This is a genomic window from Mucilaginibacter sp. SMC90, from assembly GCF_022811725.1.
In the GTDB taxonomy this organism is placed as follows: Bacteria; Bacteroidota; Bacteroidia; order Sphingobacteriales; family Sphingobacteriaceae; genus Mucilaginibacter.
The window spans coordinates 4331400-4350500 of the sequence record NZ_CP094527.1; the positions used below are offsets into that span (position 1 = coordinate 4331400).

The following is a 19101-nucleotide window of genomic DNA, read 5'->3' on the forward strand; positions in this document are numbered from 1 at the left end:
TTATTGTCATAAATTTCATAATTTACCTGATAATAAATAAACCTATTTCATGGAAAACGGATACAGTCAATTCCGCAAACGCCGAACCTTAATCACTGTAGTTACCACCATAGCACTTGCGCTACTCATTGTATATCTCGTAGCCAATGGTCATAAAAAAACAGTTGTTGATCCTGCTTTTAGCAAGTATATCGAGTCGTACACCACTGGTGTTGTTTCCAAACAAAGCCCTATTCGTATCAGGCTCGCCAATGATGTGCAGGTAACTCATCAACAAAATGAGGAAATAACTGACGACCTTTTCAACTTTTCACCATCCATAAAAGGTAAGGCAATCTGGACAGATGCGCGAACCATCGAATTCAGGCCCGACGAAAAACTCGATCCGGGAAAAAACTACACTGCTGATTTCAAGTTGAGTAAACTTATTGAAGTGCCAGGCCACTTTGAGCATTTTAAATTTAGCTTCCAGGTTATTCAACCTGATTTTACGGTGTCGTTCATCGGTATGCAAACGGCAAGCAGCACCTCAAATACCGAAATGAAACTAACCGGCGATATCCAAACCGCCGATGCCGAAGATCCTTCTGCGGTTGATAAACTCATCGTGCCTAATTATGACTCGCCGGTTAAAATAAACTGGGAACATGACGCGGCCCATAAAAACCATCATTTTACCATAATAGGCTTAACCCGTGTTGCGGGCAAAGCCAACCCGCTGGTTGTTAACTGGGATGGCAGCAGTATCGGCATCGATAAAAAAGGCAGCCAAAACTTTGAGGTGCCAGCAATTGGCGACTTTAAAGTGCTTAACATTCGCGCTGTACAGGACAATGACCAATATGTAGAAGTTCAGTTTTCAGACAATATTTTAGTTGGACAAGAGCTTAATGGGCTCATCAGCATCAACAACATATCAGATCCGGCGTACAGCATTGATGGCAGCCTGGTAAAAGTATACGCCCCCGATCGCTTACAAGGCAATTACACGGTAACTGTAAATGAAGGCATTAAAAATACGCTGCTGAAGAGGATCACCAAAGGCTATACCGCTAACTTGTTTTTCGAAAACCGTCTGCCCGCAGTGACAATTCCGGGTAAGGGCGTTATCCTTCCTGATTCTGGCAGGATTATGATGCCTTTTGAGGCAATTAACCTAAATGCCGTAGATGTTACCATTATCAAAATTTATGAGAATAACGTTCCCCAATACTTTCAGAGCAACGGTTTTGATGGCAGCGCCGAATTAAGGCAGGTTGGCAAACCAATAGTACAAAAAACCATCCGCTTAGATACCGATAAAGGCCTTAACCTGAGCAAGAAGAACCGCTTTATGCTGGATCTTGACCAGATGATCCGTACCGAGCCCGGCGCAATCTATCGCGTAGTGATTGGTTTCAGGCGGTCATATTCGCTGTTTAACTGTAAACTGCATAGCGGCAAGGTTCAAAAGGATAACGGCGAAAATGGCGATGATGAAGGATATTACGGCGGCGAATACAGTGATAACTCGTCAAAGGTAAACGATGAGGACGACGACTTTTGGAGGAAATATGATAATTACTATCCTGAAGGCTTCAACTGGCAGGAGCGCGATGACGCCTGTTCCGAATCATATTACAATAAACAACGCTGGGCCACCCGTAACATTATAGCATCAAACATTGGCCTGATAGCCAAGCGCGGCAATGACAACAGCATGCTCATTGCTGTTACCGATATTCTTAGCGCTGAGCCAATGGATAATGTTGATCTTGAATTGCTTGATTATCAAAAACAGGTGATCTACAAAACCACCACCGATGGCGATGGCCTTGCAAAGTTTGACCTGAAGCGAAAGCCCTATCTATTAGTAGCCAAAAAAGGCGTGCAACGAGGTTACTTAAAGCTGGACGACGGTAGTTCGTTACCATTATCACGGTTCAATGTTGGCGGCGAAGAGGTACAGAACGGACTCAAAGGATTTATTTATGGGGAGCGCGGCGTTTGGCGCCCGGGAGATTCTATTTATACATCCTTTATCCTGGAAGATAAACTAAAAACATTACCGGCCGATCATCCGGTTGAATTTGAATTGTATGATCCAAGCGATAAACTATACAAACGTATTACCCAAACCAAAAGCCTGGATGGATTTTATAGTTTTCATACCGCAACTGAAACCTCGTCCCCTACCGGAAACTGGACAGCCAAGGTTAAAGTTGGCGGTGCCATTTTTGAGAAAAAGATAAAGGTTGAAACCATCATGCCTAACAGGCTCAAGTTAAGCCTCTCTTTCGGCGGCGCAGCAGAATTAACAAAGGGTAATAATGCCAACGGAAAGCTAAGTGCTCAATGGCTGTTTGGTGGCGCAGCCCAAAACTTAAAAGCTAAAGTGGATGCTTATTTGTCGGCACAAAACACAAGCTTCAAAAAATATAAGGATTATGTTTTTGACGATCCTACATTAGCCTTTAATACCCAGGTGCAAACCGTTTTTGATGGCAAGCTGAGTGAAACCGGTACAGCCGATGTGGATGCCGATGTAAACGTAGAGAAACAAGCACCCGGGCAGCTTCGAGCTAACTTCCTGGTTAAGGTATTTGAGCCGGGTGGCAACTTCAGCATTAACCAGGTGAGTATGCCTTACAATGTTTATCCCGGCTATGTAGGAATTAAAACACCCGAAGGCAGCGACCTGTCGGGGATGCTGGTTACTGATAAAGACCATATGGTTGATATTGCCGATGTTGATGTAAACGGCAATGCCCTGCCGGGCAGCCGCGATGTACAGGTTGAACTATACAAAGTGCAATGGCGCTGGTGGTGGGACCAAACCGGCAATGAAATGAGCAATTTTACGCAGGATAAATATAATAAGCTCATTAAAGCCGAAAACGTTAGGTTAACCAACGGGGCCGGTAAATGGAAACTGCATATTAATAAAGCCGACTGGGGCCGCTATCTCATTAAAGTAAAAGATGAACAAACCGGTCACTCATCTGGCAAGATCGTTTATGTGGACTGGCCAAACTGGTCGGAAAGGTTGCAATCAACCAACCCTACCGAAGCAGCTATGTTATCTTTCACTTCGGATAAACCTGCTTATAAGGTTGGTGATGAGGCCACTTTGACGATCCCTACAGGAGAAGCAGGTCGTGCGTTGATTAGCATTGAAAACGGCAGCAAAGTTTTAAAAACTGCCTGGATAGATACAAAAAAGGGACAAACCCGCTACACGTTTACTGTTGATGAGACCATGGCACCAAACGTTTTTGTGAACGTTACGCTGCTTCAAAAACATTCACAAACGGTTAACGACCTGCCTATACGCATGTATGGTGCAATACCGTTACAGGTTGAAAATCCCGAAACAATATTAAAACCGATCATCAGCATGCCTGATAAGATCAGGCCCGAAACACAATCGGCCATTACAGTGTCAGAAGCATCGGGCAAGGAAATGACCTATACCATTGCCATTGTTGATGAAGGCTTGCTGGATATCACTAATTACAAAACGCCAGATCCACATGATACTTTTTATGCACATGAAGCTTTAGGCGTAAAAACATGGGATCTGTTTGACTATGTAATTGGTGCCTATGGCGGCGGGTTAGAGCGCATTTTGAGCATTGGCGGTGATGGTAATTTAGGCAATAACAAAAATGTGTCTGTAAACCGTTTTAAACCCGTAGTGAAATTTCTCGGGCCCTTTCATCTTGGCGCTGGCGAAAAGCAAACACAGCGCTTTATATTGCCTCAATATGTAGGCTCGGTTAAGGCCATGATTGTAGCAGGACATAACGGTGCTTATGGTATTGCTGAAAAAGCTGTAGCTGTTAAAAAACCGTTGATGATCCTGGCCACCCTGCCGCGTGTGCTTGGCCCGTCCGAAAGTATTCAGCTGCCGGTAACCGTATTCGCTATGGAAAATAATATTAAAACCGTAAGCTTACAGGTACAAAGTAACGCTTTTAGCAATCTCGGCACCAACAATCAAAAAACGCTGACCTTTGATAAACCAGGCGACCAGCTGGTGACTTTTGATTTAAACGTTAAGGATTTTGTTGGCGTAGGCAAAGTAAAAATAATTGCCAAAAGCGGCTCAGAAACAGCGGCATATGATGTTGAATTAAACGTTCGGAACCCAAATCCGCCGGTTACAAAAATCATACAGAAAGAACTTGCACCAGGCGAGGTATGGAATGCCGATTATCAACCGGTTGGTATAAACGGAACTAACAAGGCCACGATTGAAGTAGCTTACATTCCGCCGCTAAACCTTTCAAAACGCCTGGATTATCTGATAGAATACCCACATGGCTGCGTTGAGCAAACTACATCTTCAGCATTCCCTCAATTATACCTGAGCCAGTTGCTTGATCTTTCGCCAAAACAACGGGCCGAAACCGACCGGAATATTAAGTCAACTATTGACAGGCTTAACGGCTTTCAGGTACAGGGTGGCGGCTTAAGCTATTGGCCGGATGGTGGTGAAGCCAACGAATGGGGAACTAATTACGCCGGGCACTTTATGTTGGCCGCGCAGGCAAAAGGATTCAGTATGCCAATTGGTTTTATTGACCGCTGGAAGAAATATCAAAGGGAAAAAGCCCTGAGCTGGGCACCCCGTAAGCAACCCTATTATTACGAGGATGACCTTACCCAAGCCTATCGATTATACTTACTGGCCCTTGCCCGTTCGCCAGAGATGGGTGCCATGAACCGCTTGCGTGAATTTGCATTATTGAGTGATGCCGCAGCCTGGCGACTTGCCGCAGCCTATAAACTTGCAGGGCAGCCCGAAGTTGGCTTAAAAATGATTGCAAAACTTTCTACCGATGTTAAACCATATAATAGCCTTTACGGCACTTATGGATCCGATTTGCGGGATGAGGCCATGATACTGGAAACACTTACCCTCCTGGGCCAAAAGCAAAAGGCTTCCGGACTGGTGCACACGGTTGCAGCCCGTTTATCACAGGATGATTGGTACAGTACACAAACTACTGCCTATTCGTTGATTGCGCTGGCCCAATTCTATGGACAGAACAAGCCCGCCGGCAAACTTGAATTTAACTACGCTAACGGCACCGCCAAAACTACCATCAGCACAACTTCGTTTTTATGGCAGGGAGCACTGGCAAGCAATGGCGGTAAAGTTTACCTTAAAAACAACAGCAATAACAAACTGTACATTAGATTAATACAAAAAGGCCAGCCATCATCAGGACAGGATACTCAATCTATTATCAACCCTGATGTTTTACAGGTTCGTATTGGATATTTTTCACTTAAAGGCAAACCAATAGATCCATCGTCATTAAAGCAGGGCACCGATTTTGTTGCACAGGTGAATATCAAAAACCCTGGCAAGCGCGGCAGGTATGATAACCTTGCCCTTACCCAAATTTTCCCATCGGGCTGGGAAATATTGAATACCCGCCTGCTTGGAGATGAAGCATTTAAATCATCACCGTCTGATTATCGGGATATCCGGGATGACAGGGTGAATACATATTTCAGCTTATATGAAGGGCAGGAATCAACTTATTATGTAATGCTAAACGCGGCTTACACCGGCAAATATTACTTACCGGCCGTTTATTGCGAAGCAATGTATAATAATCAGATCAGCGGCTTGCTAAAAGGGCAATGGGTTGAGATAACAAAGTAAGATTCATACGAACCTGGGGTTGAGAAATTTTAAAGCTTTATTAATCCCCCAATAAAGGCGCTTTCAGTTAATTCTGGAAGCGCTTTTATTTGATGGCTTTACTCTTTTCTTGACACAAGTTAACTCGCGTGTAGAGTCATTCAGAACTTACCAAAAACAAAAAGCCTGCCGTTACCGGCAGGCCCTGCATATAATATTCTGTATAAGAGAATTATAGTGAGAATAATTTGTAAGCTAAAGAAAGGCTAAACAAGCTTACACGGGTATGAGAGTTATCATTACCATAAGCTATTTTATTTAAACCTCCTTCGTAACGAAGATCGATAGAAAGACTGCTGATATCAACACCTGCACCTACCTGCAAAGCATAGTTGGCATCTTTATAATTAAGTCTTGCTGCATTGGAAGCCGCGCCTGAAAGGCTTTGATCTTTATTAACAGTAAATGACAATACCGGACCACCATAAAATCTGCCGCCTAAGCCTAAAGCACCAACTTTTCCGCCCACTAACAGCGGCAAATCAACGCTTGTAAAATTAGCCTTCGCTGTGCCTGTTCCGTCGTTGGTATTTACTGTTACGTTTTTACCTGTAACATAAAGCTCGGGCTGAAAAATAAAGCCTAAGCCACCTATACGTGCCCATGCACCTGCCTGGTAACCCGCTTTGTTGTCATTGTTAAAAATACCGTTTGATGGAAAAGTTGAATAGTTTAAACCGCCTTTTAAACCGAAGGAAAAACTTGGTACTACCTGCGCTTTGGAAACGCCGATTGATAGTAACAAAATAGATAATGAGAGTAAAATTGTTTTTTTCATTTTTATTAGGTGTTTTTGGATGATGTAATAAGTTTTTACAAGCAATATTGTTTGCAAAACCGGCGCTAAAATAGAAATATCCGGCTAAACCCCACTGATAAGTTCAGTAAAAGTTTAACAGGATATTTAACTTATAATTTGTCGAAAAAGTATATTTTTTTAATCAAGATAAATTTACAACGCCAACTTTCCCTGGTAGTAATCAAGTATCTTGTTATAGATATAACAATCGTACCTGGCATTGATCATATTAATTTTTGATTTATCAAGGTTATTTTTGGCAACCACGTAATCTACCGAAGTTAAAACACCTGCATTAAAACGAATTTCAGCAGTGCGGAATGATTCGGCGTAGGCCTTAACCTGGTCAAGCAGTACATTATACCTGTTATAGGCCGATGTCATGTTTAAATAAGCCTGTTCAACATCCTGCTTTAATTTAATTTTAGTGTTTTCCTCAATGTATTTGTAATTGAGCAAATCAATCTTTGCTTTTGCTACCTTATTATGATTTTGGAAATAATTTAAGATCGGGATTCTCAAGCTAACACCAAACTGTGTACTATAGTTATTTTTAAACTGGTCGTAGTAGCCGATATCTTTATTTACGTAATTAGCCTGTGTAGCCAAAACGGATTGCTTGCCATTCGGCGTATTTATATAATTACCTGTATTTACGGTCGACGAATCGGTGAACACCGAGGTTTGCGCAGCGCTTGAATAATTGGTATATAACCCACCATATAACGAAACATTTGGCAATAAAGCGCCCTTTGCCACACTGACAGCTTTTTCGGCACTCTGACGGCGAAGTGTTGCAGCTTTAACTAAAGCCAGTTGCTGCAATGCTGTGTCATAAACCTGCTCTGACGATAACGCTGTTTGATTTGCCACATCCTGAGCATTAACAGGCAGCAGTACAATGTTTTTATTATATGGGATATTAAGTATCTGCATCAAGCTCAATTTGGCAGTTTCCAGTGCGCTGGTAGCTGCAACCACGTTTAGCTTGTTATCTCCCAGGGTACCTTGTAAATCATAAAGGTCAGACGGCAGCTTATTAGCGCCATCCTTTTCTAAAATTGTTAGCCTTTCAACCTGCTTAGCCGAAACATCAACCTGATTTTTAACTTGAGACAGTAACTCGGTATTATCCAGCACAAGCAAATATGCGGTAATCACATTTATGGTAACCAAGTCTTTAGCCTGCTGCAAATCCATTTTACCGGCCTGGTAAGCCAGTGAAGTTTGTTTGATAGCATTAACGTTTTGCAAGCCGCCAAAAAGGGTGAGGTTTGATTCCAGGCTATAGTTGCCGTAAGTTAACGATTGATTTACGTAGGTATTTGTAAAAGGGTTAATGTTACGGCCCTGGTTTATACCGTGATTTATATTGGCGTTTAAAGTTGGCAGCATGTTTTCCTTTGCCTGCATAAAATCAATGCGGGCACTTTGGGCCTTTAATTCGCTCTGCTTTACATCGAGGTTGTTTTTTATAGCAATATCGATGCTTTTTTGCAATGAAAGAGAAGTATCAGACTGGCCAAACGCCTTTACCGATGACAACGTAACAAGACCGAGAAATAGTAATTTATAGTATCGCATTTTATTATTGAGTTCAGAGTTTTCTTGATGAATCGATCCTGCCATCCAGCAAATCGATAATGCGCGAACCGTATTCGGCATTTTTTTCGGAGTGGGTAACCTGGATAATGGTTACGCCATCTTCCTTGTTCAGCTTGCGGAACAGTTCCATGATCTCCTCCCCTTGTTTTGAGTTAAGGTTACCGGTAGGTTCATCGGCTAATAACAATTTTGGCTTGGCAATGAGTGCACGGGCAATACCTACAAGCTGCTGTTGTCCGCCTGAAAGCTGCGCAGGAAAAAGATCTTTTTTACCTACAATGCTAAATCGGTCGAGCATATCAGCAACCATAGCTTTACGTTCGGCGCTCTTAAAATCCTGGTAAATAAGCGGCGTTTCAATGTTTTCATAAACAGTGAGTTCGTCAATTAAATGATAAGCCTGAAAAACGAACCCGATGTATTGTTTGTACAATGCTGAACGTTGTTTTTCTTTAAGCTGATGCACTGCATGGCCCTCAAAATAATGATAACCGTCTGATGGTTCGTCAAGCATGCCTATTATATTTAGCAATGTTGATTTTCCCGAACCTGAAGGGCCCATGATTGAAATAAATTCGCCTTCGTCAATGTCAAGGCTCAGATCATTCAGGATGATATTTTTGTTGCCCCCTACCTGGAAATATTTTGAAATATGCTGCAGTGATAACATTTTTAATTATTGAATTAGTTTGTTAGTAAATAAATGAGTTAAACAATAATACTCATCATTTTGCGATTAACATATCAATAACATACCAAAGTTATATCTAACTAATTATCAGAACATTAAATCATTATACCAAAACCTTACTGTACGCTTATGTAACAGAATGCGTTCGGTTATGATACAGTGTTTTTAGGTAATAAATGGTTAGGAGGTTAGAGATTGGTTTTAATTTCTGATTTGAGATGTTTGATTTCGGATTTGGAGATAGCTATTTTCCTGACGCAATTATGTGGCGAAGGGCTAAGCAACGGCTACTTGTGCTTTTGCGGCCGGTAAATAAAATAAAAAGGTTAGCGTTAGGGAATACCCCAAATCACTAACCTTTAATATTTTCAACTAATCTCTAACCTCAGCCACTAATCACTGGCTCTCAAGCTCTTCACCGGATTGGCCAACGCAGCTTTGAGCGATTGAACACTCACGGTAATAAATGCGATGAGTATAGCTACAGTACCAGCGGCAACAAATACCCATATCTGTATGCTGATCTTGTAAGCAAAATCCTGCAGCCATCGGTGCATGGCGTACCAGGCTATTGGCGATGCGATGATAACGGATATAACCACCAACTTCAGAAAGTCGCCCGAAACAAGTTTCACTATGCTGAAAATACTTGCTCCTAAAACTTTCCGCACACCAACTTCTTTTACCCTTTGCCTGGTGGAGAATACTGCCAATCCGAATAAACCCAGGCACGATATAAATATGGTAACCAAAGTAAACGCAGTTAGTATTGAACCCGTGCGCTGTTCTGATTTATACATATCATCAAATTCCTGATCGAGGAAATGATATTCAAACGGTGTGGCCGGGTTAAATGCAGTCCACTTTTCTTTTACTGCAGATATGGTTTGAGCAGTATTATTGCCGGAGGTTTTGATAAGTATTTTGCCAAAATAATCCTCAGTAAACATTACAATGGGTGTAATTGCTTCGCGCACCGTTGCAAAATTGAAGTTTTGTACAACGCCCCTTATTTCACCTGCTCGCCCGTTGAGGCTAATATGTTTGCCTATAGCTTCACCGGCCTTCCAGCCCAGCGCGTTGGCAGCCTTTTCGTTAATAATGAAACCATAAGATCGCTTGTTTTCGTCGGTCTCGGCAGAGCGTTTTTCGTCGGCCTCGGTAAAGTCAATTCCTTGCACCAATTTAATGCCAAGTGTCTTTAAGAAATTCCGTTCAACCGGCAAAGCTGTTACCGAAAGATTGTAATCATTATTTTTACCATCGGCCTGATTGATGCTGTATCCCCCGTGAACGTCTACCGGCGAATCGTAGGAGGCACTTGCGTTAAGTACACCAGGCAATTGTGTTACTTCGTTATTGAACGATTTAATATCTTTTAAAGACTTGCCGCCGATATCCAAAACCATCACCTGTGATCTGTTAATACCGATATTCAAATCCTGAATATATCGTAGCTGGGCACCAGCTATAACCGTACAGATCATAAAGAATACAGATACTACAAACTGAAAAACTACTAATGACCTACGCAGCGCCTTACCTCCCGAAGTATTTGTAAGCTTTCCCTTTAAAGTAACAACAGGGTTAAATGACGACAGGTACAAAGACGGATAAGTACCGGCTAAGAAAGTAACGATGATAAACAGGGTTGCGAGCGCTACAATCAGCCATGATGTATTCCAGGTTTGGAAACCCAGTTGCTGCTCCGAAAAATCGCTAAACCATTTGAAACTTACATCAGCTAAAAACAACCCTCCCAGCAACGATACCAGGGTGATCATGGCAGATTCGGTAATGAACTGTGTAAAAAGCTGCGTACGTGCCGCCCCCATTACCTTCCTTACCCCTATTTCATGACCGCGTTCAATAGCTTTAGCCGTTACAAGGTTTAAAAAATTAACACAAGCCAGAAGCAATAATATAATTGCTACCGCTCCTAAAATGTAAATGTACTTGATATTACCCGACGCCGAAAGCGGGTATGTTGCTTCCGATTTCAAGTGAACATCGGTCATGGGCTCCAATGTGAACCACATTTTATGCCCTTGCCTGAAACCATCCTTAAACATATCAGCTACATAATTATTCATCTTTTGCTGAACAGAAGCTGCATTAACGCCCGGCTTTAACAGCAGGTAAGAATAGTCATTGGCCGAATCCCATCTGCGTGTTTTAGAGTGTTCAGTGATAGCATAAGACCCTATCATATCAAATTTGATTTGCGAGTACTCCGGCACATCTTCCACTACGCCGGTAACTATCATATTTTGCTTGTTATCAACCTTCAATATCTTGCCTATAGCATCATCGTTACCAAAGTACTTTTTTGCTGTAGAAGCCGTGATCACCAAGGCTGATGGCCCGTTAAGAGCTGTGGCTGCGTTCCCTCGCAAAAACTTAAAACTGAAGATCCTGAAAAATGGTTCATCGGCTAATAAAAACCGCTTTTCATTAAACAGCTTGTCATGATATTGAACCGGGTTATTGTACCAGTAAATCCGTACCCCGTCCTCAATTTCCTGCAGTTGCTGTTTAAATACAGGCACCGGAGCGGTTGGTGTTACTGAAGTTGATTTTGCCTCAGCATCATCTGATGACTTGTAGTTATAAGTTACCCGAACAATGCGGTTTGCATTAACATGAAACCTATCATACCGCAGTTCATTTAACAAATAGGTAGCCAATAATATAAAGCAGCCTATCCCAACCGCCAATCCTGCAATACTTATCAACGATGTAACCTTGTTTAATACAAGGCTACGCCATGCTGTTTTTATATGGTTTTTTATCATTTTTTATTTCATAATATCATTACTGCACGGCCATAGGGCTATTTTTTCCAGCGTTCAATGATCAAATGAGGCGAAGCAAATGATTCAATGACCAATTATTCAGAACGCAAACTCTTAACCGGATTTGCAATTGCAGCTTTAATAGCCTGGAAACTTACAGTTGCAAATGCAATAACGAGTGACGTAAACCCGGCTATGCCAAATACCCACCAGCTGATATCAATGCGATAAGCGAAATCCTGCAACCACCTGCTCATAGCGTAGAATGCAATGGGCCACGCTATAACATTGGCAATAAGTACCAATTTTACAAAATGCCCTGAAAGCAATAGCACAATGTTTTGTACCGAAGCGCCAAGCACCTTGCGTACGCCAATTTCCTTGATCCGTTTTTCGGCCGAATATGATGCAAGGCCAAATAGGCCTAAGCAGGATATGATAATAATTAGCCCCGCTAAAATACTCACTACGGTGCTTACCTGGTTATCAACACTGTAAACTTCTTTAAAATGCTCATCAAGAAATTGATATTCAAAAGGCACACCCGGAAACTCTTTTTGCCAGGTTGATTGTATAAATGCAACAGCCTCTTTAGCCCGGCCGCCGTTGATCTTGACAGACATTTGATTAAACCCTTTACCATTCACCAGGAACAAGGTTTCAATTTTATAATGAAGAGAGTTGAAATTGAAATCTTTGGCGATACCAGTGATCACCCCAAGCGAATCAAAACCAAATCTTTGCCCCAGCAGCGATTCCATGTTTTTCCCTTTGTGATCTTTCAGCAGTTCTTTAGCCAGCGCTTCATTGATAATGTACTGTTTCCAAACAGCTGAAGTATCGGTAGAGAAATTTTTTCCTGTTAACAACTTGATCTTGTACAGATCGAGGTAATTGTTATCAACCACCAGCAAAGTTGATGTTAGCTGGCGCAAAGGCGAATCTCCCAGTTTAAATGAGATCCCGGTTTGATCAAGATGGCTGCCTAAAATATCCTGCGATGCGGTAACGCCCTGCACCATTGAGTTGGTAAGAAGCTCCTGCTTAAACAGATCATATTTGTTTTGCGGTATCAAACCCAAAGGAACATTAACAATTTGATCGCGATTAAAACCGGGGTCCTTTTTTTGCATAAACTTAAGCTGCCTGATAACAAGCACCGTAGCTATCATTAAAATTACCGCGCTTGTAAACTGACCTACAACGAGGATATTCCGCAGCGGCACTTTGTTACCCCCAGCCGAAGTCAGAGCCCCTTTCAATACCTTAACTGGTTTAAAGGATGAAAGGAAAAGCGCCGGGTAGATCCCGGATACAATACCAACAAGCACTGTACTTATAAGTATTACCCCAATAAGCATTCTGTTATCATGCAGCGGCAAGCTAATATCACGCTGACTTAAACCATTAATAAATGGGATAGCAACAGTCACCAAAGCGCAGGCAAAAATCAATGCAATCAGGGATAGCAACACTGTTTCGCCGAGGAACTGCATAGCCAATTGAATACGGCCTGCACCTATCGACTTACGTACACCAACTTCCTTGGCCCGCTCAGATGACCTTGCTGTTGAAAGGTTAATAAAATTGATACATGCAATTACCAAAACAATGATGCCGATAACCGTAAACAGGTTGGTTATATGTTTATCAAATTTTTGATAATTAATATAGTCTAATCCTATATCGGCAGAATTGGAATGCACATCTTTAAGAGACAACAGGAAAAGCTCGTAACTCTTAGAGCCGCCTTTACCCCGGTATTTTTCAAGATAAGCAGGGAATTTCTTTTCTAATGCAGCAACATTTGTACCGGGGGCCAGTTCAAGATAAGTATTTAACCAGTTGCCGCCCCAGTTGGTAAACATCCATGGTTTGTAAATACTGCTAAAAGAAAACAGGCAATCAAACTGCAACTGTGAGTTTTTTGGCACATTGGCCAATATCCCGGTAACTGAATAGGTTATGGTGTCCTGCCCGTAATTGGTTATGGTTTTACCAATTGGGTCATCATTGCCAAACATGCGTTTAGCGGCATCTTCGGTTAGTAAAACACTACGTGGTTTTAATAGGGCGGTTGCCCTGTCGCCTCGCAGCAGTTTAAAATTAAACATTTTCAAAAAAACCGAGTCCACGAAAAACACCTGCGGCATATACACACGTTTAAGGCCATAGTTAAGCGGAAATTTTTGCTGCCAGCGCACCCGTGTAAAGTTTTTCACCTCCGGAAAATCAGCCTTTAAAGTTGGCCCCATCGGAAACATTGATAAGGCAACTTTTTGAGAGGCTCCCATGCCCTCAAACTTTTGCACTTCATTTAAACGATAAATGTTTTTAGTATGCAGATTGTCGAAACTTCTTTCGTAATAAACAAAAAGTAGTATCACGATGCAGGCAGCCATACCAACGGCAAGTCCAAAAATATTAATAGCCGAAAAAACCTTGCTTTTCCAGATATTCCGCCAGGCGGTTTTGAAGTAGTTTCTTATCATCTCTTAGTTCATTGGTTCATTTTGTTGGATGGCGTATATATCACAGTACTCTTAAAGCTGCCGCTTTTAACTGCCTTACTCGCTTCTTAAACTTTTAACCGGGTTGCTTAACGCTGCTTTGATAGCCTGAAAACTAATGGTTGCCACTGCCACTAAAATTGCCAGTACACCGGCCAACACAAACACCCACCATTGAATATCAATCCGGTAAGCAAAATCCTTGAGCCATTGTTGCATGAAATACCACCCAACCGGCATCGCAATAACACAGGATATTAATATCAACTTCAAAAAATCTAACGATAGCAGGTTCACGATACCCGGTACAGATGCACCAAGTACCTTGCGAATCCCAATTTCACGCGTGCGCTGCAGGGTGCTGTATGAAGCCAGACCAAGCAAACCCAAACAAGAAATAAATATCGCCAATACGGCAAAGTTGAAAAACAGCTTACCAAAACGCTGCTCTGCACGGTATTGCCTGTCAAAAAATTCATCTAAAAAATAATAGGTATATGGCCTGTTAGGAATAAATTGCTTCCACTTGCCTTCTATCTGGGCCAGCGTAGTGTTCAGGTTTTGAGGAGATACTTTTACGGTGATCAGATCGAGGCTATTCAGCTCTATACGCATCGTAAGCGGCTTGATGACTTCCTGTAACGAACGGAAATGAAAATCCTTCATTACACCAACTATTTTACCCTCGCGCCCCCATTGTTTAAAACGGCGACCGATGGCATCTTTAGGGGAACTATAGCCGAACAATTTAACCGCGGCTTCATTAATCAGCATGGCCTGTGCAGTATCCGTACTGAATTCACGCGAAAAAGGGCGGCCAGCCACCATCTTTATCTTGAACTGGTTCACATAATCATAGTCCACAAAATACAGATCGAGATTGGCTATTTGCAGATCACCTTTTCTATTTTCAATTTCAGAGTAAGCTCCGTTATTTCCACCGCCGGGAATGCTTGAAGCCGATGCCGTTGAAACAACGCCCGGAATGGAGCTTATGGCATTTTTCAAAGCATCTTTGGCCGGATCGCCATTGGTATTAAGCACTACCATCTGTTCTTTATTAAAACCAAGATCACGGTGTTGCATAAAGTTCATTTGGTTGTAAACCACTATGGTACCAATAATAAGCGCTATGGAAATACTGAATTGAGCAATTACAAGTGTTTTACGTAAAACGCCTCCCTTTTTACTTCCCGAAAAGCGGCCTTTTAAAACCACTACCGGTTTAAACGACGCCAATACCAATGCAGGATATAAACCTGCCAGTAAGCCGATACAAACCGATGTCACTAACAGGATAATGAGATAACTCCAGTTTGAAAAAATGCCGGTACTTATAGTTTTTCCCGCCAGTTGATTAAACATTGGCAGTAATAAAGCAGCAATACCGAGCGTAAGTAAAAACGCAATAATACAAAGCACTACCGATTCGCCGATAAACTGGCCCGCCAGCTGACTTTTTTCGGCACCAACTACTTTACGGATCCCGACTTCTTTAGCGCGCTCAACCGAGCGGGCGGTGGTAAGATTGATAAAATTAATGCAGGCAATCATTAAAATAAACACTGCTACTATGCTGAATATATATACGTTGCTGATACTGCCAACTTCCTGTCCGCCCCTTTTTGAATACAGGTAGGTTGATTTTAAAGGTTCAAGTGTGAGGGTATAAAACATCTGGCTTTTCTTCATTCCGTCGCCATCGCGATTTTGCAAAAAGGCAGGCATTTTAGCTTCAAACGCTTTTTGATTTGTGCCTGGTTTTAACAAAAGATAAGTTGTAGCGCCAAAATTGCCCCATTGGCCATCAATTCCCTTGTTAAACTTTTGAGTTAAAGAGGTCATAGAGATGAGCATATCAGCCTTGATCTGCGAATTGGCCGGAAAATCTTTAATAACACCGGTAACGGTGGCTGGTATTGCATCGCCGGTAACCAATACTGTTTTACCAATTGGGTCGGCAGTTCCGAAATACTTTTTCGCGGTCGACTCGGTAAATACTAAGGTTGCGGGTGCTGTGAGTGCTGTTTTAGGATCACCTTTAACCAATTTAAAGTCAAACACCTTAAAAAAGGTCGAATCGGCAAACATCGAATTTTCTTCCTGAAACTTTACATTTCCCCTGCGTACCAGGAAGCTACCGCCGCTGGTACGTACAAAGGCCTCAACTTCGGGCAAATCAGCCTTGATATTAGGCGCAAACGCCCAGGAGGTGACACTGGTGTTGATGGTTTCGCTGGGGGTTTTAATATCGGTCACTAAACGATAGATCCTATCACCTTTTGTGTGGAAATTGTCATAGCTCAATTCAAAAGCTACGTACATAAAAATGAAAAAGCAGGCCGTTATTCCTATTGATAAGCCTGTAATATTGATAAACGAAAAGCCCCGGTGCCGCCAAAGGTTCCGAAGGGCTATTTTGATATAATTTTTTATCATATAATTTATACTATCTCTTTTTTATCATTTAGTTACAGATTCAATGTACTCCAACCATGAAAACCGTTCCCCATTGGCAGCTATCTGATCCTGGATTGCTGCCAATGGTTAAAATATCATTCACTTCTTAAGCTTCTGACCGGATTTGCAATTGCAGCTTTAATAGCCTGAAAACTAATAGTTGCCAGTGTAATCACGATAGCAACTATTGCTGATATGATAAATACACCGGGACCAACAGTTACCCGGTAATCATATTTTTGCAACCAACCCTGCAAAAAGTAAAATGCTATTGGCGATGCTATCAAACAGCTCACAACCACCAGCAACACAAAATCCTTTGACAGTAAAAACCATAACTGGGTTACGGTAGCACCCAATACTTTGCGTACACCAATCTCTTTAGTGCGCTGCTCGGCAATGTATGCGGCTAAGCCGAACAGGCCAAGGCATGAGATAAAAATTGCCAAACCGGCAAATATGCCTGATAGCTTACCAACCAATACCTCCTGCCCAAATTTGCGATTGTAGTCATCGTCCACAAAGCGATAGGTATATGGGTACGCCGGACTATATTTCGAAAACACCTGTCCTATTTTTTCGATAGCATCATGCGGGTTTACTTTAGGCGACAGGCGATAGATCATGTTACCGTGCGGATCATTATTGTACAAAAACATAGTTGGGTCGGCCTGTGCAAATGGCGATAGCATCAACGCGTTTTTTACCACGCCAATTATTTTACACTGACTGCTTCCATATGTAATTACCTGGCTTATTGGGTCGCCTTTAAGGCGCAGCCGTTTAACGGCAGCTTCATTAAGAATGATGTTTAGTGAATCTGAAGCTACATTATTAAAATCACGCCCTGCAAGCATTTTCATGCCGGCGGTTTTGAAATAATCATTGGCTATCGAAATCACCCCCATTTCAACGGTTTCACCAGGAAATTTGCCTGGCCATTGATCAATATCATTGTGCGTATCTATATCTGTAATAGCACTTGACGCCGACGAAACATTTTGCACTACACCGCTTTGAATTAATTCGTTTTTAAATGCATTAAAATGCTTACCGAGATCTCCATTGGTGTTAGAAGCCATCAACCTGTTAATATCATATCCATTGGGGCGGTTTTTTGCATACTGGATCTGCCTGTAAATAACTACAGTACTAATGATCAGTGCAATAGAGCAGCTAAACTGCATCACCACCAAAATTTTTCGTGAATATGAAGCCGAGCGTCCAACCTGGATGGTGCCCTTCAGAACCTTAACGGGGTTAAATGAAGAAAGATAGAACGCAGGACGGCTACCCGCAATTAAAGCTGTAAGTAGCACGCAGCCAATGGCAATTAGCCAAAAAGCAATATTGTTAAAGGGTATGGCAATGGTAGTGCCGGTAAGTGCGTTGAACGGCCCAAGGGCAATCTCCACAAAAAGTAATGAACAAAGAAAAGATATAAAGGTGATCAATGCCGATTCGGTAAGGAACTGAAAGATCAGGTGTTTACGCTGAGAGCCAATGGCTTTGCGGATGCCGACTTCTCTTGCACGCTTTTCAGAACGGGCTGTTGTAAGATTAATGAAGTTAACACACGCAATCAATAACACCAGCACGCCTATAACGCTAAAGATATTTACATAATCGATAAACCCGGCGCTAGCTATCCCATTTTTATAATCGGAATACAAATGCCAGTCAAGCATCGGCTGCATGATAACTTCTGAGTTTTTGGCGTTGATATTATTCTCACCTTTTTCCATGTTCTTGATCTTGGCAGCAAGCCTGTCGTAACTTACGCCTTGCTTAAGTTTAACAAAAAGCTGAAAACCGTTGTTGCCAAAACTTGCATGAGCACCTTTCATATATGGCTGCGTTTGCTCCAAAAGACTGAAAGGTATCACGTATTTAAATTGCAGCGATGAGTTTGAAGGGATATCCTGCATAACGCCGGTCACTTTTAAGTTGTACGTATTATCTATCCGCACAACTTTATTGATCACGTTATTTTCCGTTCCGAACAAAGCAACAGCAGTAGCTTTAGTTAACACGATAGAATAGGCATCACTTAGGGCCGACGAACGGCTGCCTTGTAACATAGTATATGAAAAGATTTTAAGAAAATCGCTTCCGGCCTGTATGCCATTAATCGACAACCTCTTATCTCCTACCATCAATCCGTGCGAACCTGTCCAATCTGTTGATGCCACCGATTCAACTTCCGGAATAGTATGCAATACATCCGATAACCTAAGGGATGTTGAACTAAACGTCAATGTTTCGCCATTACTGTTAAAATTACGGCGCACCTGGTATACACGGTCGGCATCGGGCAAAAACTTATCGTATGAGTATTCGTTAGCAACCCAAAGCGCTATCATTAATGCTACGGCCATACCTGCTGCCAATCCTAAAACATTGATAGCTGTATAGGCTCTGTTATTGATGATGTTTCGCCAGGCTATTTTTAAATAATTTTTGATCATATCTTTAGTCAATAGGTCATAAGTCATTGATTCATTAACTTCTTCGTTCAAAAATGACTTAATGACGCGAAGCAA

At 42.0% G+C, this 19101-nt stretch carries 8 protein-coding genes; 1 reads left to right on the forward strand and 7 read right to left on the reverse strand.

Annotated elements, in window-relative coordinates; all coding sequences use genetic code 11:
• The first annotated feature begins 49 nt into the window (after nt 1-49).
• Complete coding sequence (locus MTO98_RS18510) at nt 50-5659, forward strand: alpha-2-macroglobulin (RefSeq protein WP_243480367.1); 5610 nt, start codon at nt 50-52, stop codon at nt 5657-5659.
• 211 nt (nt 5660-5870) lie between these two features.
• Here the strand turns inward: MTO98_RS18510 and MTO98_RS18515 are convergent, their stop codons facing one another.
• The 7 genes from MTO98_RS18515 to MTO98_RS18545 all read right to left on the reverse strand — a co-directional run bounded on the left by MTO98_RS18515 (nt 5871) and on the right by MTO98_RS18545 (nt 19026).
• The gene (locus MTO98_RS18515) at nt 5871-6476 is read right to left on the reverse strand and encodes a porin family protein (RefSeq protein WP_243480368.1); all 606 of its coding nucleotides are present in this window, start codon (nt 6474-6476) and stop codon (nt 5871-5873) included.
• 174 nt (nt 6477-6650) lie between these two features.
• Nucleotides 6651-8081: a TolC family protein gene (locus MTO98_RS18520; protein ID WP_243480369.1), complete on the reverse strand. Its 1431-nt coding sequence runs from the start codon at nt 8079-8081 to the stop codon at nt 6651-6653.
• Between the two features lie 13 nt (nt 8082-8094).
• The gene (locus MTO98_RS18525) at nt 8095-8772 is read right to left on the reverse strand and encodes an ABC transporter ATP-binding protein (protein WP_243480370.1); all 678 of its coding nucleotides are present in this window, start codon (nt 8770-8772) and stop codon (nt 8095-8097) included.
• Nucleotides 8773-9185: 413 nt separating this feature from the next.
• A complete protein-coding gene (locus MTO98_RS18530) occupies nt 9186-11588 on the reverse strand; it encodes an ABC transporter permease (RefSeq protein ID WP_243480371.1) in 2403 nt (800 codons plus the stop codon).
• Nucleotides 11589-11683: 95 nt separating this feature from the next.
• A complete protein-coding gene (locus MTO98_RS18535; RefSeq protein WP_243480372.1) occupies nt 11684-14080 on the reverse strand; it encodes an ABC transporter permease in 2397 nt (798 codons plus the stop codon).
• A 75-nt stretch (nt 14081-14155) separates the two neighbouring features.
• The gene (locus MTO98_RS18540) at nt 14156-16537 is read right to left on the reverse strand and encodes an ABC transporter permease (protein ID WP_243480373.1); all 2382 of its coding nucleotides are present in this window, start codon (nt 16535-16537) and stop codon (nt 14156-14158) included.
• A 116-nt stretch (nt 16538-16653) separates the two neighbouring features.
• Complete coding sequence (locus MTO98_RS18545) at nt 16654-19026, reverse strand: ABC transporter permease (protein WP_243480374.1); 2373 nt, start codon at nt 19024-19026, stop codon at nt 16654-16656.
• Nucleotides 19027-19101 lie beyond the last annotated feature (75 nt).